The 19,703-nt window shown below is 66.3% G+C and carries 18 protein-coding genes; 10 read left to right on the top strand and 8 right to left on the bottom strand.

Translation table 11 applies throughout. From position 1 onward, the window contains the following. Positions 1–10 precede the first annotated feature (10 nt). Together cueR and FBY20_RS26095 are read right to left on the bottom strand one after the other, a co-directional pair. Positions 11–403, bottom strand: coding sequence for a Cu(I)-responsive transcriptional regulator (gene cueR, locus FBY20_RS26100; protein ID WP_056317380.1), 393 nt, complete (start codon positions 401–403; stop codon positions 11–13). Then, complete coding sequence (locus FBY20_RS26095; RefSeq protein ID WP_142055429.1) at positions 400–2,682, bottom strand: heavy metal translocating P-type ATPase; 2,283 nt, start codon at positions 2,680–2,682, stop codon at positions 400–402. The genes cueR and FBY20_RS26095 overlap by 4 nt, the downstream gene beginning before the upstream one ends. 153 nt (positions 2,683–2,835) lie before the next feature. Between FBY20_RS26095 and FBY20_RS26090 the strand changes: the two genes are divergently transcribed. From FBY20_RS26090 to FBY20_RS26080, 3 genes are all read left to right on the top strand, one after another. Further along, entirely contained in the window at positions 2,836–3,036 is a 201-nt protein-coding gene (locus FBY20_RS26090) for a heavy-metal-associated domain-containing protein (RefSeq protein WP_056317385.1), read from the top strand. A 175-nt stretch (positions 3,037–3,211) separates the two neighbouring features. Then, the gene (locus FBY20_RS26085) at positions 3,212–3,940 is read left to right on the top strand and encodes a glutathione peroxidase (protein ID WP_056317387.1); all 729 of its coding nucleotides are present in this window, start codon (positions 3,212–3,214) and stop codon (positions 3,938–3,940) included. A 116-nt stretch (positions 3,941–4,056) separates the two neighbouring features. Further along, positions 4,057–5,487: a dihydrolipoyl dehydrogenase gene (locus FBY20_RS26080; RefSeq protein ID WP_142055427.1), complete on the top strand. Its 1,431-nt coding sequence runs from the start codon at positions 4,057–4,059 to the stop codon at positions 5,485–5,487. A gap of 93 nt (positions 5,488–5,580) precedes the next feature. On the opposite strand, the gene FBY20_RS26075 is transcribed toward FBY20_RS26080, so the two are convergent. From FBY20_RS26075 to FBY20_RS26065, 3 genes are all read right to left on the bottom strand, one after another. Further along, positions 5,581–6,471 carry a 23S rRNA (adenine(2030)-N(6))-methyltransferase RlmJ gene (locus FBY20_RS26075; RefSeq protein WP_063954896.1) on the bottom strand — a complete coding sequence of 297 codons (891 nt, stop codon included), beginning with the start codon at positions 6,469–6,471 and terminating at the stop codon, positions 5,581–5,583. A 13-nt stretch (positions 6,472–6,484) separates the two neighbouring features. Continuing rightward, on the bottom strand, positions 6,485–7,234 hold the full coding sequence (gene ugpQ, locus FBY20_RS26070) for a glycerophosphodiester phosphodiesterase (RefSeq protein WP_056317392.1): 750 nt from the start codon (positions 7,232–7,234) through the stop codon (positions 6,485–6,487). Positions 7,235–7,296: 62 nt separating this feature from the next. Further along, a complete protein-coding gene (locus FBY20_RS26065) occupies positions 7,297–8,589 on the bottom strand; it encodes a M20/M25/M40 family metallo-hydrolase (protein ID WP_142055425.1) in 1,293 nt (430 codons plus the stop codon). Between the two features lie 350 nt (positions 8,590–8,939). Here FBY20_RS26065 and FBY20_RS26060 point away from each other — a divergent pair, with 350 nt between their 5' ends. After that, positions 8,940–10,904, top strand: coding sequence for a SurA N-terminal domain-containing protein (locus FBY20_RS26060; protein ID WP_056317398.1), 1,965 nt, complete (start codon positions 8,940–8,942; stop codon positions 10,902–10,904). Positions 10,905–10,920: 16 nt separating this feature from the next. Here the strand turns inward: FBY20_RS26060 and FBY20_RS26055 are convergent, their stop codons facing one another. Then, positions 10,921–11,568, bottom strand: a complete 648-nt coding sequence (locus FBY20_RS26055; RefSeq protein WP_174245452.1) for an arylesterase — start codon at positions 11,566–11,568, stop codon at positions 10,921–10,923. Here FBY20_RS26055 and FBY20_RS26050 point away from each other — a divergent pair. After that, entirely contained in the window at positions 11,567–12,244 is a 678-nt protein-coding gene (locus FBY20_RS26050; protein ID WP_142055423.1) for an ABC transporter ATP-binding protein, read from the top strand. The genes FBY20_RS26055 and FBY20_RS26050 overlap by 2 nt on opposite strands. A 4-nt stretch (positions 12,245–12,248) precedes the next feature. On the opposite strand, the gene fabV is transcribed toward FBY20_RS26050, so the two are convergent. Together fabV and FBY20_RS26040 are read right to left on the bottom strand one after the other, a co-directional pair. Further along, positions 12,249–13,439 (bottom strand): enoyl-ACP reductase FabV, encoded by a 1,191-nt coding sequence (gene fabV, locus FBY20_RS26045; protein WP_142055421.1) that lies wholly within the window; start codon positions 13,437–13,439, stop codon positions 12,249–12,251. A gap of 107 nt (positions 13,440–13,546) precedes the next feature. Further along, entirely contained in the window at positions 13,547–14,521 is a 975-nt protein-coding gene (locus FBY20_RS26040) for a DMT family transporter (protein ID WP_056317409.1), read from the bottom strand. Positions 14,522–14,614: 93 nt separating this feature from the next. Between FBY20_RS26040 and FBY20_RS26035 the strand changes: the two genes are divergently transcribed. The 5 genes from FBY20_RS26035 to FBY20_RS26015 all read left to right on the top strand — a co-directional run bounded on the left by FBY20_RS26035 (position 14,615) and on the right by FBY20_RS26015 (position 19,675). Further along, complete coding sequence (locus FBY20_RS26035; protein WP_056317412.1) at positions 14,615–15,502, top strand: LysR family transcriptional regulator; 888 nt, start codon at positions 14,615–14,617, stop codon at positions 15,500–15,502. Positions 15,503–15,846: 344 nt separating this feature from the next. Beyond that, positions 15,847–16,893, top strand: coding sequence for a TRAP transporter substrate-binding protein (locus tag FBY20_RS26030; RefSeq protein WP_056317414.1), 1,047 nt, complete (start codon positions 15,847–15,849; stop codon positions 16,891–16,893). A gap of 130 nt (positions 16,894–17,023) precedes the next feature. Beyond that, entirely contained in the window at positions 17,024–17,644 is a 621-nt protein-coding gene (locus tag FBY20_RS26025) for a TRAP transporter small permease subunit (RefSeq protein ID WP_056317417.1), read from the top strand. Continuing rightward, positions 17,641–18,924 carry a TRAP transporter large permease gene (locus tag FBY20_RS26020; protein WP_142055419.1) on the top strand — a complete coding sequence of 428 codons (1,284 nt, stop codon included), beginning with the start codon at positions 17,641–17,643 and terminating at the stop codon, positions 18,922–18,924. Before FBY20_RS26025 ends, FBY20_RS26020 begins: the two co-directional genes overlap by 4 nt. A 67-nt stretch (positions 18,925–18,991) precedes the next feature. Beyond that, complete coding sequence (locus FBY20_RS26015) at positions 18,992–19,675, top strand: DUF2848 domain-containing protein (protein ID WP_056317422.1); 684 nt, start codon at positions 18,992–18,994, stop codon at positions 19,673–19,675. The last annotated feature ends 28 nt before the right edge of the window (positions 19,676–19,703 follow it).

Here is a 19,703-nt window from a genome sequence, read left to right as displayed (position 1 = left end):
CCGCGTCGCCTCAGTGCGAGCAGCCCAGGTTCTCCAGGATGGGGCAATCGGGCCGCTCGTCCCCGTGGCAGTGTTGCGCCAGATGCTTGAGCGTGGCCGCCATCTCGCGCAGGGACTCGGCCTTGCGCTCCAGCTCATCGACGTGCTCAAGCGCAATGCGCTTCACATCCGCGCTTGCCCGGCTGCGATCCTTCCAGAGCGCCAGCAATTCGTTCATCTGCTCCACCGAAAACCCCAGGTCGCGCGCGCGGCGCACGAAGCGCAGCGTGTGCAGGTCCTGGTCGCTGTAGACGCGATAGCCCGAGTCCGTGCGCACCGCGGGCCCGATAAGGCCGATGCTCTCGTAGTACCGGATCATCTTGGCCGAAATGCCGGACTGCTTGGCGGCTTGTCCGATGTTCATGCTTGCCTCCAGCGGGGGCGGAAGGCCTTCAGACGCAGCGCATTGCCCAGGACGAATACGCTGGACAGCGCCATCGCGCCCGCCGCAAAGATGGGCGAGAGCGACAGCCCGAAAGCCGGGTACAGGGCGCCCGCGGCCAGCGGGATCAGCGCCGCGTTGTAGGCAAATGCCCAGAACAGGTTCTGCCGGATGTTGGCCAGCGTCGCGCGGCTGAGCGCGATGGCGTTCGGCACGCCGTGCAGGTCATCGGCCATCAGCACCACGGACGCCGCCTCGATCGCCACATCCGTGCCCGTGCCGATCGCAATGCCGGTATCGGCCGCGGCCAGCGCCGGCGCATCGTTGATGCCATCGCCCACGAACGCCACCTTGCGCCCACCCTCGCGCAGCGCCGCAATCGCCTGCACCTTGCCGTCGGGCAGGACCTCGGCGCGAACTTCGTCGATGCCAAGCTGGCGCGCGACCGCCTGTGCGGTGTGGCGGTTGTCGCCGGTAATCATGGCGGTCTTCAGGCCTTGCGCATGCAGCGCGGCAATCGCGGACACCGCCGATGGCTTGACCGGATCCGTCACGGCCATCATGGCGGCGACCTGACCGTCGATGGCGACGTAAATCGGCGTCTTGCCTTCGTTGCCCCAATCCGTGGCGCGTGCGCCGAACGCGCTGACATCGATGCCGCGTTCGGCCATCAGGCGCGCCGCGCCCGCCAGCACGTTGCGGCCCGCCACGGTGGCCTCCACGCCCGCGCCAGTGATCGCCGCAAAGCCTTCGGCGGGAAGCAGTTCCAGCTTGCGTTCGGCGGCTGCCGCCACGATGGCCAGCGCGATCGGATGCTCGGAGCGCGCCTGCACCGATGCCACCCACTGCAAGACCTGCTGGGCGTCATGGCCGGGCGCGGGTTCCTGTTCGGTCAGCGTGGGTTTGCCCAGCGTGAGGGTGCCGGTCTTGTCGAAGGCCACCACGTCGACGTCGCGCAGCGTCTGCAAGGCGTCGCCCTGGCGGAACAGGACGCCCATCTCGGCCGCGCGCCCCGTGCCGACCATGATGGAAGTGGGCGTCGCCAGACCCATGGCGCACGGGCAGGCGATGATCAGTACGGCGACCGCATTGACCAGCGCGTGCGAGAGCGCGGGCTCCGGTCCCAGGAAGAACCAGACCAGGAAGGTGAGCAGGGCGGCCGCCATGACCGCGGGGACGAACCAGGCGGTCACCTGGTCCACCATCGCCTGGATCGGCAGGCGCGCGCCCTGGGCTGCTTCGACCATGCGGATGATCCGGGCCAGCATGGTATCCGCACCCGTGTGCGTGACGCGCAAGGTGAAACTGCCCGAGGTGTTCAGCGTGCCGCCCGTTGCCTGCATCCCGGGGTGCTTTTCGACAGGCACGGGCTCGCCCGTCAACATGGACTCGTCGACGTAGGAATTGCCTTCGACGATGTCGCCGTCCAGCGGAATCTTCTCGCCGGGCCGCACCATCACGATGTCGCCGGTGCGCACGCGTTCGATCGCAATATCCTGCGCCTGGCCGTCGCGCAGCACGCGTGCGGTGCGCGGCTGCAGGCCAATCAGCCGCTTGATGGCCGCGCCGGTCTTGCCCTTGGCGCGCGCTTCGAGCATGCGGCCCAGAAGGATGAGCGTGACAATGACGGCGGCCGCCTCGAAGTACACGTTGCGGGCCGCCTGCGGCAGCAGGCCGGGCGCAAACGTGGCGACGACCGAATAGCCCCACGCGGCGCCGGCGCCCAGCGCCACCAGCGAATTCATTTCGGGCGCGCGGCGCCACAGGGCGACCAGCCCCTTGGTGAAAAACTGCCTGCCTGGCCACACCAGCACGGCGGTGGTCAGCACGAATTGAAGCAGCCAGCTGTTCTGCTGGCCGATCGTGCCGAGCACCCAATGATGCATGGCGGGAATCAGGTGCGATCCCATCTCCAGCGCGAACACCGGCAGCGTCAGCGCGAGCGCCACGAAGAACGCCTGCTGCAGGCGGTGCGCCTCGGCGTCGCGGGCCTGCGACTGCCGCTCGGCGTGGTCGTCCTGGGCGGCGATGGGATGGGCTTCATAGCCCATCTTCTCCACGGCGGCGACCAGCGCCTGCGGCTGGGCAGCAGCAGGGTCGAATGAGACCCGCGCGCGCTCGGTGGCGAGGTTGACTTGCGCCTGCGCAACCCCGGGGACATTCGTCAGGGCTTTTTCCACGCGCTTGACGCACGATGCGCAGGTCATGCCTTCAATGGCAAGTTCCAATTCGGAGATGGGGGGTGGGTTTGCTGCGCGCATGGCTGTCTCTGTCTGAATGGGAGCACTCAGTTTCATCCTTCCCATCATAGGAAGGTCAAGCGCCATTCTACGCTTGACCTTGCCATAATGGGAACGTTTAACCTGCCCGTCATGGTGGCCGTGCGCCACCTTTGAACCTTCCGGAGAAACACCATGACCATCGCTTTCCAAGTGCCTGACATGACCTGCGGCCATTGCGTCAAGACAATCACCAGCGCCGTCAACCAAGCCGTCCCGGGCGCGGTTGTCGCCGTCGACCTGCCCGCGCATCGCGTAACGATCACGGGAACCGACGAGGCCGACAAGGTCGAGGCGGCCATCCGCGACGCCGGGTACGAGCCCGCGCGAGTCTGACGCGGTCCGTCGCGGCTTTGTGATAGCTTTCGTATTTCTTTAGAGATTCAATCATTGTCTATAACTATCAATCAATTGAATTAATTAAATTGGATTGTTTGATAGTCCAGATTTATGATTCTTCTCATGGCGGATCGAAACCGCCAATTTATTTAGCTACCAAGGAGAAATTCGAATGCTGCAAAACCGCGAAGGCCAACGTGTTCCCAATGTGACGTTCCCCGTTCGTGAGGACAACACGTGGAAGAAGGTCACGACCGACGACCTGTTCAAGAACAAGACGGTCGTGGTCTTCTCGCTTCCCGGCGCGTTCACGCCGACCTGCTCGTCCACCCACCTGCCGCGGTACAACGAACTGGCCCCCGCGTTCTTTGCCTCGGGCGTGGACAGCATCGTCTGCGTGTCGGTCAACGACACCTTCGTCATGAACGAATGGGCCAAGGATCAGGAATCGGCCAACATCACGCTGCTGCCCGACGGCAACGGCGCCTTCACCGAAGGCATGGGCATGCTGGTCGACAAGAGCGACCTGGGCTTTGGCAAGCGCAGCTGGCGCTATTCCATGCTGGTCAAGGACGGTGTCGTCGAAAAGATGTTCATCGAGCCGGAAAAGGAAGGCGACCCGTTTGAAGTCTCGGACGCCGACACCATGCTGGCTCACGTCGCGCCGTCGGCCAAAAAGCCGGACCAGGTGGTCGTGTTCTCCAAGCCGGGCTGCCCGTTCTGCGTCGAAGCCAAGGCGCTGCTGGACAGCAAGGGCTACGCGCCGATCGAGATCCCCCTCGAAAACAAGGTCCGCGGCCGTGTGATCGGCGCGGTGTCGGGCAAGGGCACGGCACCCCAGGTGTTCATCAACGGCGCCCTCATCGGCGGCCTGGAAGACCTGAAGGCGCACTTCGCCTGATCTCCTGGCGATGGGGCCGGGCAGGGGGGGGTGCCCCCTTCCCGCCACGAAGCGCGGCGCACGTCGCCGCGCTTTGCTCGACACTGAAAAACTTGCATCACAGGGGGTTCCCAATCATGAAGACGCTGCACACCGACATTGCCGTCATCGGCGCCGGCACCGCAGGCCTGGCTGCCTATCGCGCCGCCAAGGCAGCGGGCAAGCGCGCGCTGCTCATCGAAGGCGGCCCTTACGGCACGACCTGCGCCCGCGTGGGCTGCATGCCGTCCAAGCTCTTGATCGCCGCCGCCGAGGCCGCGCATGCGGCGGCGCACACGGAAGCTTTCGGCGTGCATGTCGGCGGCGAGATCACGGTTCACGGCGCCGAGGTCATGGACCGCGTCAAGCGCGAACGTGACCGTTTCGTGGGCTTCGTGGTCGATGGCGTCGAGAACATTCCCGCCGAGGACAAGGTACGCGGCTACGCAAAGTTCGTGTCCGACACGGTGCTGCATGTGGACGACCATACCGAAATCCAGGCCTCGCGCGTGGTGATCGCCACCGGCTCGCGCCCGTCGGTGCCGCCGCCGTTTCGCGCACTGGGCGACCGGCTCGTCGTCAACGATGACGTGTTTGCGTGGGACGATCTGCCGAACCGCGTCGCGGTTTTCGGCCCCGGCGTGATCGGGCTGGAACTGGGGCAGGCGCTCGCCCGTCTTGGGGTGGAAGTTCGGGTCTTCGGCATGAGCGGCAGCCTGGGCGGCATCAGCGATCCGCAGGTGCGCCAGACCGCGCGCAAGATCTTCCAACGCGAGTTCTACCTGGATACGGACGCCCGCGTCCTGGAAACGACCCGCGTCGGCGACGAAGTCGAAGTGCGTTACGTGGCGCTGGACAACAGCGAGCGCACCGAGCGCTTCGATTACGCGCTGGTCGCCACGGGCCGCCGCCCCAACGTCGATGGCTTGGGCCTTGAAAACACGTCGCTGGCGCTGAATGCGCAGGGCGTGCCGCAGTTCGACCAGTTGACGATGCAGGCCGGCAGCGCGCCGATCTTCATCGCGGGCGACGCCAACGCCGACGCGCCGTTGCTGCACGAGGCCGCCGACGAGGGCCGCATCGCCGGCGAAAACGCGGCGCGCTTTCCCGATGTGCGCCAGGGCCTGCGGCGTGCGCCACTGGGCGTGTTGTTCTCGGATCCGCAGATCGCGCTGGTTGGCGCGGGCCATGCGAAGCTGGTGCCAGGCACGTTCGTCATCGGCGCGGTCGATTTCAGCGACCAGGGCCGTTCGCGCGTAATGCTCAAGAACCGCGGCATGCTGCACGTGTATGCCGACATCGAAACGGGCCGCTTCCTGGGCGCCGAAATGATCGGCCCCAGCGCGGAACACATCGGTCACCTGCTGGCGTGGGCCGTGCAGCAAGAGCTCACGGTGGCGCGCATGCTGGAAATGCCGTTCTACCATCCCGTGATCGAGGAAGGCCTTCGCACCGCGCTGCGCGATGCGGCCTCGAAGCTGGCGCTGGCGCAGGAAGCCTTGCGCGATGCCGACGTCGAAACGGTCTGAACCGCCGTAAGCCCGCATGTAAAAAGGGCCGCGCCATGAAGGCGCGGCCCTTTTGCCGTCTGCGCGATCGCACCGCCGCAAGCGGGCGGCCCGTCAGTCGTCCGATTGCTTCTTGGGAACGGGGAACGGGTTCTCGCGGTATTGCAACGTGAAGCCAGCCCGCTCGTCCTGCGCCAGTTCGCGCGCCAGGTACGGCATGGCCTGTTTCAGCGCGTCGTGCAGCGTCCAGGGCGGATTGATGAGGAACATGCCGCTGCCGTGCAAGCCATAGCCGTCGATGGTTGCCTTCTTGACCGTCAGCGTGGCGTGCAACCAGCTCTTGACCTTCAGGTTTTCGAAGTGGCGCGCCATTTCGCTGGCTTCGCGCCGTTGCACCAGCGGATACCAGATGGCATACGTGCCGGTGGCAAAGCGCTTGATGCACTCTTTGACCGTGACGAGCGTGCGGCGGTAGTCGTGCTTGTCTTCATACGAGGGATCGATCAGCACCAGCCCGCGCCGCGTGGGCGGCGGCAGCAGCGCCTTGACGCCTTCGAAGCCATCGTCGCCATAGATGGTGGTCTGGCGCTGCGCGGCGCGGCCCTGGTGTTCCAGGTTGCCGACCAGCGTGTCGATTTCGGTGGGGTGCATCTCGAACAGGCGCAGGCGGTCGGACGGACGCAGCGCGTCCAGCGCCAGCCAGGGCGAGCCCGGGTAACGGCGCAGCCGGCCGTTGGTGTTGTAGTCGCGGATGCGCGCAACGTAATCGGCCAGCAGCGGCGGCAGGTCCTTGGCTTCCCACAGGCGGCCGATGCCGTCCGCAAACTCGGACGTCTTGGCGGCCCAGTCGCTGTCCAGGCTGTAAAGGCCGGCGCCGGCGTGGGTGTCGACGACCCAATACGGAGCGTCTTTCTTGTTGAAATAGTCCAGGGTGTGGACCAGGATGGCGTGCTTGAGCACGTCGGCGTGGTTGCCGGCGTGAAAGGCGTGGCGGTAGCTGAACACGGGGCTGTCTGCCTCAGGCGGCGGGCCGGATGGCGGCCAGCTCGTCGGTGAAAATGCCGTCGATGCCCCAGTCGAGCAGCAGGCGCGCGCGCTCGGGGTCATTGACGGTCCAGGCCGCGATGCGGTAGCCGGCGGCGTGCACGGCGTCGATCAGTTCGCGGGTGGCGTCCTTCTGGTTGATGTTCAGGGCGACGCACTGGTACTTGGCAAGCCGTTCACGCCAGTCGGCCGGCACCTTTTCCACCAGCAGCGCGCGCGGCAGTTCGGGCGCGGCCTCAAGGGCGGCTTGCAAGGCTTCCTCGGCAAACGAGGACAGCAGCGGCGCCGTATCGGCGCCTTGCCACCATTGGCGGGCCGCCAGGGCGACGGCGCGGCCGGTCTCGGCCTCGCGGCCCGGGCAGGGCTTGATCTCGACGTTGCTGGCAATGCCGTTGGCCAGCGTGTAGCGCGCGACGGCGGCAAAGGTGGGCAGCGGTTCGCCCGCGTAGGCGGGCGAATGCCAGCTGCCGAAGTCCAGCTGGGCCAGCTCGGCGAACGTCTTGGTGGCCGCGGGGCCGGTGCCGTTGGAGGTGCGGTCGACGTCGTCGTCGTGCATCAGCACCGGCACGTTGTCGCGGCTGAGCTTCACGTCGTATTCGAACATGGTGAAGCCGTTTTCGGCGCCCACGCGCATGGCGGCCAGCGTGTTCTCCGGGGCCAGGCGGCCGCCGCCGCGGTGCGCGATGTAACGGGAGTAGGGCCAGGAGGGAAGGGTTGCGGTCATTTCGGTGCTGCTTCGGGGTTCTTTTGGGACAGGTTGCAAGGATACCTTGTCTTGGCCCGCACCTACTTCAGCGGCGCCTTGTCCTCGGAGACGTCCATGATCATGCGCGTGGCCAGATACAGGCGCGGCACGATGCTGCCGATCAGGACATACTCGGCGTCATTCGAATGCGCGCCGAAGCCGCTCAGCCCCATCCCCTCGATGACGGGGCCGCGCGCCTTGAGCGCCGCAAAGGCGGCGTCCGTGCCGCCGCCGCTGGCCCGGTCCACCACTTTCAGGGGCAGGTCCAGTTCCTGGTAGATCTTCACGCCGTGCTGGGCAAGCGCGCGCGATGCGGCCGTCGCTTCCAGCGGCGGCCGGCGGACTTCGAATTTAACGCTGACCTTGGATTCGGGCAGCAGCTTTTTCTGCACCCGTTCCTCCAGCGTGCGCGCCAGCGCGTCGAAGTCCGACACGCGCAGGGCGCGGGCGTCGCCCTGCGCGGTTGCCAGGCCGGGAATGACGTTGCGGTTGGTGCCAGCCTGGGCGACCGTCCAGTTCAGTTTCAGTCCCTCGTCGGGCTTGGACAGGTCGTCCAGCTGCAGCAGCTGATGGGACAGCTCATAGAGCGCATTGACGCCGCCCTCTGGCCGCGCGCCCGCGTGCGAGGTCTTGCCTTGCACCGTCAGGTAGGCCGCCCCGATGCCGCTGGTGGCCAGCGTCAGGCGCGGCTCCATGCCGCCGCCCTCGAACGAAAAGACGGCATCCTGATCGGCGCCCAGACGGGTGATGGTGCTTCGAGCCCCCGGCGAGCTGATCTCCTCGTCCCCGTTGATCAGCACGGTCAAGGTGCCGTAGTCGGAAAATTTCAATGTCTTGAGCAGGGCGATGGTGTGCAGGATGGCCGCCACGCCGTGCTTGTCGTCGGCGATGCCCAGGCCGTAGGCCTTGTCGCCATCGATCCGGAAGGGCTGATCCTTCAGCATGCCGTTGCGGTACACGGTATCCATATGGGCGATCAGCATGATCTTCTTGCTGCCGCTGCCCTTGAACTGGGCGTGGACCATCGGACCGACCTTGTCAGGCGTGTCGTCCAGCCGGAAGACATCCGACGGCGCGATGATCTCCACGGTGCCGCCCAGCGCTTGAAGCCGGTCACGGATCAGTCCGGCGATGCGTTCGACGCCCTCGACGTCCTTGCTGCCCGACTCGATGTTCACCAGGTCGCGCATCGTGTCGAGCACCGCCTGCTGCTGGCCCTTGGCCGCGTCCAGCACCTCGGCGACCGGAGCGGCCTGCACGGCCTGGGCGCAGCCCAGGAACGCCAGGGCGACGCAGGATTTCAGAAAAGGCAGGCGGGAAGGCATGAACGGCATCGTGAGTGACCCTTTTAGCGCGCGGGAGGGAGACCGGCCTTGCGCCGGCCTGGCAGTGGGGGCCCGATTGGCGGGGCAGCCCCAGCCCACGATACGAGCGCCGGGCGGGGCGGGTAATGGGGGTTTCCCGGGTTGACGGGCGCGCGACGGGCGGGGACGGAACAGCCGCCGCCATGGCCGTCGCGGGGCGGGAGAACCGCGGGCCTCCGTAATGAATGAGAAATGGTAAAATCCGCCCGCTGATCCCGGTAATAACCGGTATGGGAATAGGGGCGAATCCACTTCGCCTTTTTTTATGCGTTTTCGTGCGGCCCCGGGCATCCATCCCGGAGCGCGGCAACAGGGATTCCATGTTCGAATTTATTCGCAGCCATCGGCGCTGGATGCAGTTCATCCTGCTGATCTTGATCGTGCCTTCCTTCTTCCTGGTCGGGATTCAAGGCTATGACAGCTTCATGAACCGGGAGCCCGAGCTCGCGACGGTGGCTGGCCAGCCGATTTCCCGCGCCGAGTTCGACCAGGCGCACCGCAACCAGCTCGACCAGTTCCGCCAGCGCCTGGGCACGCAGTTCGACCCGGCCGTGATCGACACGCCCGCGTTGCGTGAAGGCCTGCTGAACCAGCTCATCAACCAGCGCCTGCTTGCCAATGTGGCCGCCGACAACCGTTTCTCGGTGTCCGACGAGACCCTGCGCAACACGATCGCCGCCATTCCGGAAGTCCAGGACAACGGCCGTTTCTCGCCCGAGCGCTATCGCCAGGTGCTGGCCGCGCAGGGCATGTCGCCGACCTCGTTCGAAGCCGGCCTGCGCCGTGACCTGGCCATCGCCCGGGTGCTCGAGCCCGTGGGCCAATCGGCCCGCGCGCCGGCCGAAGTGGTGGCCGCGCTGGAATCGGCGCTGACGCAGACGCGCACGGTGCAGTTGCGCAATTTCTCGGCAGCCGACTTCCGTTCGCAGGTCACCGTCACCCCGGCCGACATCCAGGCCTGGTACGACGCCAACAAGCAGCAGCTGCAGGTGCCGGAACAGGTGCAGGTCCAATACCTGGTGCTGGACGAAGCGGCCGCCACGCAGGGTGTGCAGGTCAAGGACGAAGACCTGGCTGCTTACTACGAACAGAACAAGAACCGCTTTGGCCAGCCCGAGCGCCGCCGCGCCAGCCACATCTTCATCGAGCTGCCGTCCGGCGGCTCCGAAGATGCCCGCAAGGCCGCGCGCGCCAAGGCCGAAGACATTGCCAAGCAAGCCGCCGCCGACCCCAGCAAGTTCGCTGAACTGGCCGCCAAGAATTCGCAGGATTCCGGCTCGGCCGCCAAGGGTGGCGACCTGGGCTGGATCGCGCCGGGTTCGCAGGCGGGCCCGCTGGACAAGGCCATCTTCGGCCTTGCCGCCAATCAGGTGTCCGGCGTGGTTGAAAGCCCGTTTGGCCTGCACATTTTGAAGGTCACGGAAATCAGCCCGGCTGCCATCAAGCCGCTGGCCGAGGTCAAGGACCAGATCACCGCCGAAGTCCGCAAGCAGATCGCCGCGCAACGCTTCTCGGAGATGGCCAGCCAGCTGAACAAGCAGGTCTACGACCAGCGCGACAGCCTGCAACCGGCTGCCGACGCCGTGGGCCTTAAGCTGCGCACCGCCTCCGGCGTGACCCGCGAAGGTCTGCTGCCCGCCGCGAAGGCCGGCCCGGGTTCCGCCGCCGACAGCCCGGACGCCGCGCTGCTGGACAACCCGCGCGTGCGCCAGGTGCTGTTCTCGCCCGACGTGCTGCGTGAAAAGCAGAACTCCGGCGTGATCGAACTTGCCCCCGACACGATGCTGGCCGTGCGCGTCGCCGCTGTCGAGCCTGCTCACGTGCCGCCGCTGGACAAGGTCAGCGACGTCATCCGCGCCAAGCTGCTGGACGAGCGCTCGGCCGAAGCCGCCAAGAAGGCAGGCGAGGCTGCCCTGGCCGCCAACAAGGCCAATCCTGCCGCGGCGCCTGAAGGCTTTGGTCCCGCCGTCACGGTGTCGCGCCAGAATCCGCAGGATCTGTCGCGCCCGGTGCTGGATGCCGTGATGCGCCTGCCGTCGGCCGCGCTGCCGGCCTTCACGGGCGTGCAGTCCGGCGTGGACTACACGCTGGTGCGTCTGGAAAAGGTGGAAGCGGGCCAGACCGAAGCCGCCGACAAGGAGCGCCTGGCGCAGCAGTTGTCGGGCGCCTGGGGCCAGGCCGAAAACGAAGCCATGATCCGCATGCTGCGCGAGCAGTACAAGGTGAATGTGCTGCCGGCCGCAGCCGACGTCATTCGCGGCGATCAGGCCCAGGCCGCGGGCTGATCGCCGCAGGCAACGCTCAGTTCAACAGGGGCCGCAGCGTCGGCCACACGTTGTCGAGCAATTGAGGCTGGGCATCCTCGTTCGGATGGATGCCGTCAGCCTGGAACATCGCCCGGTTCGTTGCGATACCTTCCATCAGGAAGGGCACGAGCCGGGCGTTTTCGTCTTTGGCGACCTTGCTGAACACCGCGGCAAAGCGTTGCGCGTAATCCCGGCCATAGTTCGGCGGGATCTGCATCCCGATGATCAGCACGTCGGCATCGGCCTTGCGGGCCGCCTGAGCCATCGTTCGCAGGTTCTGCTCGGTCATGTTCAGGGGCAGGCCGCGCAGCGCGTCATTGGCGCCCAGCTCCAGCACGACGACGGCGGGGGCGTGCTGGCGCAGCAGCGCGGGCAGGCGGGCCACGCCGCCGCTGGTCGTGTCGCCGCTGATGCTGGCATTGACGACCTTGAACTTCGGGTATTGTTCGGAAACCCTTTCAGACAGCAGGGGCACCCAGCCAGTGCCGCGCTTGATGCCATACTCGGCCGACAGGCTGTCGCCCACCACCAGTACGGTGCGCGGCGAGGAACCCTGGGCCGCGGCGGCGGTCTGAGCGTGGGCGGGCGCCGCCGCGGCGGTCGCAAAGGCAGTCACGAGAAGCAGACGGGAAAATAGGCGCATGGATAGCAATAACTCAATCGTGGTGAAAGGGCTGGGCAAGCGGGTGGCCGATGCCGGCGGGTCGCTTTCTATCCTGGAAGGAATCGATTTTACGGTCGCCGCGGGCAGTGCCGTGGCCATCACCGGCAGCTCCGGTTCGGGCAAGTCGACTCTGCTGGGACTGCTGGCCGGCCTGGATGTTCCCAGTGCGGGCAGCGTACACCTTGCGGGGCAGGACCTGTTTGCCTTGGACGAGGACGGCCGCGCGCGCCTGCGGGCCAATCATGTGGGCTTCGTGTTCCAGTCGTTCCAGCTGCTGCCCAATCTGACCGCGCTGGAAAACGTGATGCTGCCGCTGGAACTGGCGGGCCAATCGGCGCGCGAGGCCGCGCAGGCCATGCTGGAGCGCGTCGGACTGGGCGCGCGCCTGCACCACTATCCGCGCACGCTGTCGGGCGGGGAGCAGCAACGCGTGTCGCTGGCCCGGGCCTTCGTGGTGCAGCCAGACCTGCTGTTCGCCGACGAACCCACCGGCAGCCTGGACGCCGCCACTGGCGTGACGGTCATCGACCTGATGTTCGACCTGCACCGCGAACAAGGCACGACGCTCGTGCTGGTCACGCATGATTCGCAACTGGCGGCGCGCTGCGGGCGGCAACTGGTGCTGGCGGCCGGCCGGATGGTGCCGGCTGATTGAGGCGCTAGGCCAGTTCGCGGATCGGCACCACCGGATCGACGTCTGCGTCGTAATCGACGCCGTCGATTTCAAAGCCGAACAGCCGCAGGAAGTCGCGCTTGTAGCCGGCAAAATCGGTCAGCGTATACAGGCTGGCCGTGTCTACCTGATCCCATAGCGCCTGCACCCGCGCCTGCACCTTGGGATCCAGTTCCTTGTAGTCGGCGCGCAACCGGCCCTCGTCGTCCAGGATGGGGGAAGGGCCGCACAGGCTGTCGCGATACAGTCCGTACACCTGTTCGATGCAGCCTTCGTGCGTGCCGTCTTCCTTCATGACCTTAAAGAGCAGCGACAGGTACAGCGGCATCATCGGGATCGCCGAACTGGCCTGCGTCACCACGGCCTTGAGCACCGACACGCGGGCATCGCCGCCGCGCGCGGACAGCTTGGCGCGGATGTCCAGCACGCGCTGGTCCAGGTCTTTCTTGGCCGCGCCGATGGACCCGTTCCAATAGACGTCGTGCGTGATCTTTTCGCCCAGATAGGTGAAGGCGGTGGTGGTGGCGCCTTCGGCCAGCACCCCGGCTTGCAGCAGCGCATCGATCCACATCTGCCAGTCTTCCCCGCCCATCACGGCGACGGTGGCGTCAATCTCGTCTTGCGAGGCCGGCTCCAGCACGCCGTCCTTGATGAGTTCCTTGTCGGTGTCTAGGCCGCGCAAGGTCACGGACTTGCCGATGGGCTTGAGCGTGGAGGTGTGGACCTGCCCCGTCTTCGGGTGCGTGCGGCGCGGCGCGGCCAGGCTGTAGATGACCTGGTCGACCTGGCCCATGTCCGCCTTGATGGCGTCGATGGTGCGCTGCTTGATCTCATCGGAAAACGCGTCGCCGTTGATGCTCTTGGCGTACAGCCCCTCGGATTGGGCGAACTTGTGGAACGCGGCGCTGTTGTACCAGCCCGGCGTGCCCGCCTTGCTGGCGTCGCCCGGCCGCTCAAAAAATACGCCCAGCGTCTGCGCGCCACAGGCGAATGCCGCGCTGATGCGCGCGGCCAGGCCGTATCCCGTCGACGCGCCCAGGACCAGCACGCGCTTCGGTCCCCCGGGCACCGGTCCTTGCGCCTTCACGTAGTCGATCTGTTGCTTAACGTTGGCTTCGCAGCCGGCAGGATGGGTGGTGACGCAGATGAAACCGCGCACGCGGGGCTTGATGATCATGGGAGCCTCTTGTTGGGGATACGCCAGGGGCAGATGCCGGATCGGGCATCAGGCGAAGCGCATTGTACGGGAGGCGGGCGGCCCCTCGCTGGGGGCGCCGCCGCCGTTCAGCGCCGGGCCGTCGTGCCCGCGGCCGCCTGGGCCAGCGCGGCGCCCTGCGCGCGGCTGCGCCGCCATTCGATCATGCCGATGCCCACGCCGCTGGCGCAGATGATCGCAATGCCCAGCCAGGTCAATGGATCGGGAAAATGCCCCCAGACCAGCCAGCCGACCGACGTGGCGCTGATGATCTGCAGGTAGATGAAGGGCGCTAGCGTGGAGGCCGGAGCGCGGCGGTAGGCGGCAATCTGGAACAGGTGGCCCACGCAGCCGGTGATGCCGGTCGAGATCAGCACCATCCAGTCGAACGCCGACAAGGCCTGGAGCACGGGCAGGGCGGGCGGAAGGATGAAGGGCAGGGCGAGCGTCAGGCAGATCGTGCCCACGGCGCCGCTCCAGATCAGCGAGGTGAACGGATCGTCGCCGGCCACGCGGCGCGTGGCGATGAATTGCGCGGTAAAGCAACAGGCGGTCAGCAGGCCGAAGATCGTGCCCACCGGGTGCAGGCCGCCGCCGGGGCGGATGACGATCAGGACGCCGACAAAGGCGATGCCTGCGGCGACGAAGCGCGACATGCGCGCCGGTTCCTTCAGGATCCAGGGCGCCAGCGACAGCACGAGCAGCGGCGCCAGGAAATTGATCGAGGTGGCTTCGGCCTGGGGGATGTAGCTGAGGGTCGTGAAAAACATCAGCGTGGCCAGGAACATCGAGCCGCCGCGAATGAGCTGTTCGCGCGGCTTGGTGCTGCGCAGCACCCGCACGCCGCGCGCGGGCAGCACCAGCGCCAGGACGAGCACCAGATGGATGGCGTAACGGACCCACGACAGCACCAGCAAGGGCACGCCCGCGTTCATGACCCATTTTCCGCTCGCGTCCAGGCACGACAGGGTCCACATCGACAGCACGAGCAGCAGCACGCCGATCATCGGGCCGCGTGCGGTTGACGCGCCGGAGCGCGGGCGACCGTTATCGGCCGGGGACATGGCGGGTACTCCTTTCAGCGTACACAGGGCATGGCGCCTTTGGGGCGATGAGCGGCTGACATGATACGCTCATCCCGCCGGGGGAAAAGGCCAATGATAGAACTACGCAACGTCGAAACTTTTTTTTGGGTAGCCACACTGGGCAGCTTTCGGGCCGCATCGGACAAGCTCAACACCACGCAGCCCGCCGTCTCGCAGCGCATTGCTTCGCTCGAGGCGGATCTGGGCGTCAAGCTGTTCGAGCGCGACGCGCGCGGGGTCAAGCTGACCGCCAAGGGGCACGAACTCCTGTCGCATGCCGAACGCATGCTGCAGGTGCGGCGCGACATGTTCGAGGCTGCGCGCGAGCAGAACGTCATGTCCGGCACCGTGCGCATCGGTGTCGCCGAGACCATTGTGCAGACCTGGCTGCCCGCGCTCATCGAACTGATTCATGCGACCTATCCGGCACTGGTGCTGGAGATCGAAGTGGACACCACGCACGTGCTGCGTTCGCACCTGATGTCGCGCCAGATCGATCTGGCCTTCTTGATGGGGCCGGTGCTGGAGGCGCGCGTGGAGAACCTGCCGCTCTGCACGTATCCGCTGGCGTGGGTGGCCAGCCCGCTGCTGGATCTGGGGCCGGAGCCCTTGACGCTGGCCACGATCGGCAAGCTGCCGATCATCACGTATCCCTCCAACAGTTCGCCTTACCGCGTGGTGCGCGACATGCTGACCCGGGCCGGCGTGACCTCGCCGCGCATGTACGGCAGCGCTTCAATGTCCATGGTGGTCCGCATGACGCAGGACGCGATCGGCACCAGCGTCATCGCGCCTGTGTTCCTGGGCAAGGAACTGGCCCGCGGCGAGTTGCGGATCCTGCAGGTGCAGGCCGACCCGCTGCCTGAGCTGAGCTTTACCGCCACATGGGTGCAGGGCCCCGACAGCCATGCCGTGCGCGTCATTGCGCAGATGGCGCAAAAGGTCGCCGCGCAGGCCTGAGCGGGCAAAACCGCCGTAGGTGTTTTCCCGAGCCAGCGGCGTTGCGGGCTGCCCCGGGACGTGTCCGCCAGGCTCTGTTCCGCACCCCGTCGATGGCCGCAAGGCCGCGCCAATACGTCGTTTGCGGCGAATGGCGTTGCTTGGCGCCGCGAGACCCAAGAAAAATTTATACCCCCACATCGGAACATACGATTGGACGCTTGCCGCCCCTGGCGATGCAATGGCGCTCATAACGACGTAGGGCCTGGATATTCCCATCCTTGACCACCGATTCCTACCGGCGCGCGACCAGGACAACGGGATCCCGCGCGCGACAGACGATCCCGCCAGCCAGGAGTTTTTCCATGAAGAAGTCTCTTGTTTTTGCCGCCGTCGCCGCCAGCTTGCTGGCTGGCGCCGTCCAGGCCCAGGACCTGCCCAAGACCCATCTGAAGATCGTGGGTGGCCTGTCGAACCTCACCGCCTACAACGACTACGAAAAGCCGTTCTGGACCAAGACCATTCCCGAGCAGTCCAAGGGGCAGGTCACGGCGGAGATCAAGGGCTTCAATGAAATGGGCTTGAAGGGGCCCGAGCTGCTGCGCCTGATGTCGCAGGGCGTGATCGAATTCGGCACCGCCACGCTGTCTTACTTTGCCAGCGACAATCCGATCAACGAGGCCATCGACCTGGCTGGCCTGGCGCCCGACGTCAAGACCGCTCGCGCCGTCACCCAAGCTTTCGAACCGGTCTACGCCAAGCTTTACGGCGAAGGCAACAACGTCAAGCTGCTGGGCATCTCCACGTATCCCGCGCAAGTGCTGTTCTGCAATGCCGAGATCAAGGGCCTGGCGGACATCAAGGGCAAGAAGGTCCGCACCAGCAGCCGCACCACGGCCGAGTTCGTCGAGGCGCTGGGCGGCTCGAGCGTGACGATGGCCTTCGGCGAAGTCGTCCCCGCGCTGCAGAACAAGGTTGTCGATTGCGCCATCACGGGTTCGCTGTCGGGTTATTCGGCCAAGTGGTACGAAGTGTCCACCCACCTGGTCGCGCTGCCGATCAACTGGAACCAGCAGATCCACGCCGTCAACCAGAAGGCCTGGGACAAGCTGGATCCGAAGGTCCGCACGTTCCTGCAAGCCCAGATCACGACGCTGGTCGACAACATCTGGGATGCCGCCGCCCGCCAGACGCAGGAAGGCTATGACTGCAACACCGGCGCGGCCGCATGCCCGTTCCCGGTCAAGGGCAAGATGGTCCTGGTTCAGCCGTCCGAGGCCGATCAGGCGCTGCTCAAGAAGGTGGCGCAAGAGGCCGTCCTGCCCAAGTGGGCCGCCCGCTGCTCGGCGCAGTGCGTCAAGGACTGGAACGCCACCGTCGGCAAGACGCTGAACCTGACCGCCAGCAAGTAAGCGCCAGAAGGCGCCGGCCTGTGGGACCGGCGCCAATTCCGGCCTGTGCGGCGCGCGGCAACCGTGACCCTGCATTCGGGTCGGCGGTGGCCGCCCGCGACGCCGGGTCGAGCCACCAGAGGTTCCTTTCATGACACAAACCGAACACTTCCGCCTGCTCGGCGGCCTGTTGCGGCGCGCCGAGAGCTTTTCCCGCGCGGCCGTCTGGGCCGGCGGCGCCCTGACGGTGGCTAGCGTGCTGCTGATCTCCTTCGACGTGCTGGCCCGCAAATTCCTGGGCTTCACGACCGGGGGCGCGGACGAGTTGTCCAGCTACGCCTTTGCCATCAGCACATCGTGGGCGCTGGCCTTTGCCACGCTGCAACGCGCGAACGTGCGCGTCGACGTGCTTTACCAATTCCTGCCGGTGCGCCTGTCGGCGGTACTGGACTGGATCTCCATGGTGGCGCTGGCCGTCTTCATGGTGTTCCTCACTTATTACGCCTACGACGTGGTGGTGACCTCGTGGACCCAGAAGTCGGCAGCCAACACGCCGCTCGCCACGCCGCTTTGGATACCGCAAGGCCTGTGGTTGCTGGGCCTGGGGTGGATGTGCATCACGGTCGCGCTGATGCTGGCGCGCGCGTCGGCCGCGCTGGTCACGGGCGACATCGAACTGGTCAAGCAGATCTGCGGCGTGCGTTCGGCGCAGGAAGAGGCTGACGAAGAAGCCGCCGCTGGCGAGCGCATGGTGAAGGGAGAAGCCGCATGATTGCCACCGCCTTGACACTGCTGCTGGTCCTGATCGGCCTGTCGATTCCCGTAGGCGCAGCCCTGGGGGTGCTGGGCCTGATTCTGGACCCGATGTTCTCGATGCTGCCGCTGACGCGGGCCATCGGCGAGATTTCGTGGAGTTCGAACAACGAGTTCCTGCTGGTCGCGATTCCGCTTTTCATCATGCTGGGCGAGGTGCTGCTGCGCGCCGGCTTTGCCGAGCGCATGTACAGCGCGATGAGCCTGTGGCTGTCGTGGCTGCCGGGCGGGTTGATGCACGCCAACATCGGCGCATCGACCTTGTTCTCGGCGACCTCCGGCTCCAGCGTGGCAACGGCCGCCACCGTGGGCACCGTCGCCATTCCGCAGATCCGCAAGTACGGCTACAACGAGCCGCTGTTCCTGGGCAGCCTTGCCGCGGGCGGCACGCTGGGCATCCTGATCCCGCCGTCGATCAATTTGGTCATCTACGGCGTGCTGACCAATTCGTCGGTGCCCAAGCTGTACCTGGCCGGCATCATTCCGGGCTTCGCCATGGCGGCGCTCTTCATGCTGACGGTCGTGATCGCCTGCGTGGCCAAGCCCTCGTGGGGCGGCAAGAAAATCCGCGCGACCTGGGGCGAGCGCATCGCCAGCCTGGTGCACCTGGCCCCGCCGCTCGGCATCTTCTTCCTGGTGGTCGGATCGATCTACGCCGGCCTGGCGACGCCGACCGAGGCCGCCGCGCTGGGCGTGCTGGGCGCCTTCATCCTGGCCGCGTGGTTCCGCCGCCTGACGTGGTCGATGCTGCGCGAGGTGCTGGAGGGCACGATGCGTTCGACCGCGATGATCATGCTGATCGTCATCGCCGCCAGCTTCCTGAACTTCATCATGTCCGCCACGGGCCTGACCGACGCACTGACCAAGTCCATCACCGGACTAGGCCTGTCGCCCGGCTGGATGCTGCTGATCGTGGTGATCTTCTACCTGGTGCTGGGCTGCTTCATGGAGACGCTTTCCATGATGATCACGACCATCCCCATCGTCGCGCCGATCATGATCGCGCTGGGCTATGACCCGATCTGGCTTGGCATCGTGATCATCATCCTGGTCGAGGCCGCACTTATTACGCCGCCTGTCGGGTTGAACCTGTTCGTGGTGCAGAGCCTGCGCAAGAGCGGCGCCATGAGCGCGGTCATCGTCGGCAGCCTGCCGTTCGTGGGCGCGATGTTCGTGATGCTGGCGTTGCTGGCCTTCTGGCCGGATATCGCCCTGTGGCTGCCGCGCGCCTTCGGTTGATGCCCCTTTGATACCCGCGCGGCCCCGCGGCCGCGCCACTCCCCATCCCCTTATTCGCAGGACTGACATGAAAGCCGTATTCCAGATCGACGACGCAAACCCCCGCCAGGTGGAAGTCACCTTCAACAGCGTGATCGTGGCCGGTTGGGCCGGGCGCGACATGGCCGCCATCGAGCATCACATCGAAGAGCTGGCCGCCATCGGCGTGCCGCGGCCCAGCAGCGTCCCGCTGTATTACCGCATCGCGGAAAACCAGCTCACGCAGGCATCCAACGTGCAGGCGCTGGGCGAGGAATCGTCGGGCGAAGTCGAGACCTTTGTGTTCGCCGTCGATGGCGAGATGTACGTCAGCATCGCGTCCGACCACACCGACCGCAAGCTGGAGACCGTCAGCGTGGCGATGTCCAAGCAGGTCTGCGTCAAGCCTGTGGGCGCGCAAGCGTGGCGGCTGGCGGACGTGGCAGGGCACTGGGACGAACTCATCATCCGTGCCTACATCGTGGAAAACGGCGAGCAGGTGCTGTACCAGGAAGGCCCGCTGTCCACGCTGCGCACGCCCCAGGATCTGATTGCCGGCTACACGGGCGGCGGCGCCGTCCTGCCGGAAGGCGCGGGCATGACCTGCGGCACCGTGGCCGCCATTGGCGGCATCCGCCCGGCCGCCGACTTCACGATGGAGCTGCACGATCCGCGCCTGAACCGCACGCTGCGCCACCGCTATCATGTCGAGTCGCTGCCCGTGGTGGCCTGATCGCCAGCTTGCCGGGCATTGAACCCGG

The organism is Achromobacter sp. SLBN-14, assembly GCF_006715415.1.
Taxonomy (GTDB): domain Bacteria; phylum Pseudomonadota; class Gammaproteobacteria; order Burkholderiales; family Burkholderiaceae_B; genus Achromobacter; species Achromobacter mucicolens.
The sequence above is the reverse complement of the archived record's forward strand: the minus strand, read 5'-3'. Positions and strand labels throughout refer to the sequence as shown.

Bases quoted from the DNA above. Each gene is read 5' to 3' on its own strand.
- cueR (WP_056317380.1), bottom strand. From the start codon at position 403: ATGAACATCGGACAAGCCGCCAAGCAGTCCGGCATTTCGGCCAAGATG.
- FBY20_RS26095 (WP_142055429.1), bottom strand. From the start codon at position 2,682: ATGCGCGCAGCAAACCCACCCCCCATCTCCGAATTGGAACTTGCCATT.
- FBY20_RS26090 (WP_056317385.1), top strand. From the start codon at position 2,836: ATGACCATCGCTTTCCAAGTGCCTGACATGACCTGCGGCCATTGCGTC.
- FBY20_RS26085 (WP_056317387.1), top strand. From the start codon at position 3,212: ATGCTGCAAAACCGCGAAGGCCAACGTGTTCCCAATGTGACGTTCCCC.
- FBY20_RS26080 (WP_142055427.1), top strand. From the start codon at position 4,057: ATGAAGACGCTGCACACCGACATTGCCGTCATCGGCGCCGGCACCGCA.
- ugpQ (WP_056317392.1), bottom strand. From the start codon at position 7,234: ATGACCGCAACCCTTCCCTCCTGGCCCTACTCCCGTTACATCGCGCAC.
- FBY20_RS26065 (WP_142055425.1), bottom strand. From the start codon at position 8,589: ATGCCGTTCATGCCTTCCCGCCTGCCTTTTCTGAAATCCTGCGTCGCC.
- FBY20_RS26060 (WP_056317398.1), top strand. From the start codon at position 8,940: ATGTTCGAATTTATTCGCAGCCATCGGCGCTGGATGCAGTTCATCCTG.
- FBY20_RS26050 (WP_142055423.1), top strand. From the start codon at position 11,567: ATGGATAGCAATAACTCAATCGTGGTGAAAGGGCTGGGCAAGCGGGTG.
- FBY20_RS26055 (WP_174245452.1), bottom strand. From the start codon at position 11,568: ATGCGCCTATTTTCCCGTCTGCTTCTCGTGACTGCCTTTGCGACCGCC.
- fabV (WP_142055421.1), bottom strand. From the start codon at position 13,439: ATGATCATCAAGCCCCGCGTGCGCGGTTTCATCTGCGTCACCACCCAT.
- FBY20_RS26040 (WP_056317409.1), bottom strand. From the start codon at position 14,521: ATGTCCCCGGCCGATAACGGTCGCCCGCGCTCCGGCGCGTCAACCGCA.
- FBY20_RS26035 (WP_056317412.1), top strand. From the start codon at position 14,615: ATGATAGAACTACGCAACGTCGAAACTTTTTTTTGGGTAGCCACACTG.
- FBY20_RS26030 (WP_056317414.1), top strand. From the start codon at position 15,847: ATGAAGAAGTCTCTTGTTTTTGCCGCCGTCGCCGCCAGCTTGCTGGCT.
- FBY20_RS26025 (WP_056317417.1), top strand. From the start codon at position 17,024: ATGACACAAACCGAACACTTCCGCCTGCTCGGCGGCCTGTTGCGGCGC.
- FBY20_RS26020 (WP_142055419.1), top strand. From the start codon at position 17,641: ATGATTGCCACCGCCTTGACACTGCTGCTGGTCCTGATCGGCCTGTCG.
- FBY20_RS26015 (WP_056317422.1), top strand. From the start codon at position 18,992: ATGAAAGCCGTATTCCAGATCGACGACGCAAACCCCCGCCAGGTGGAA.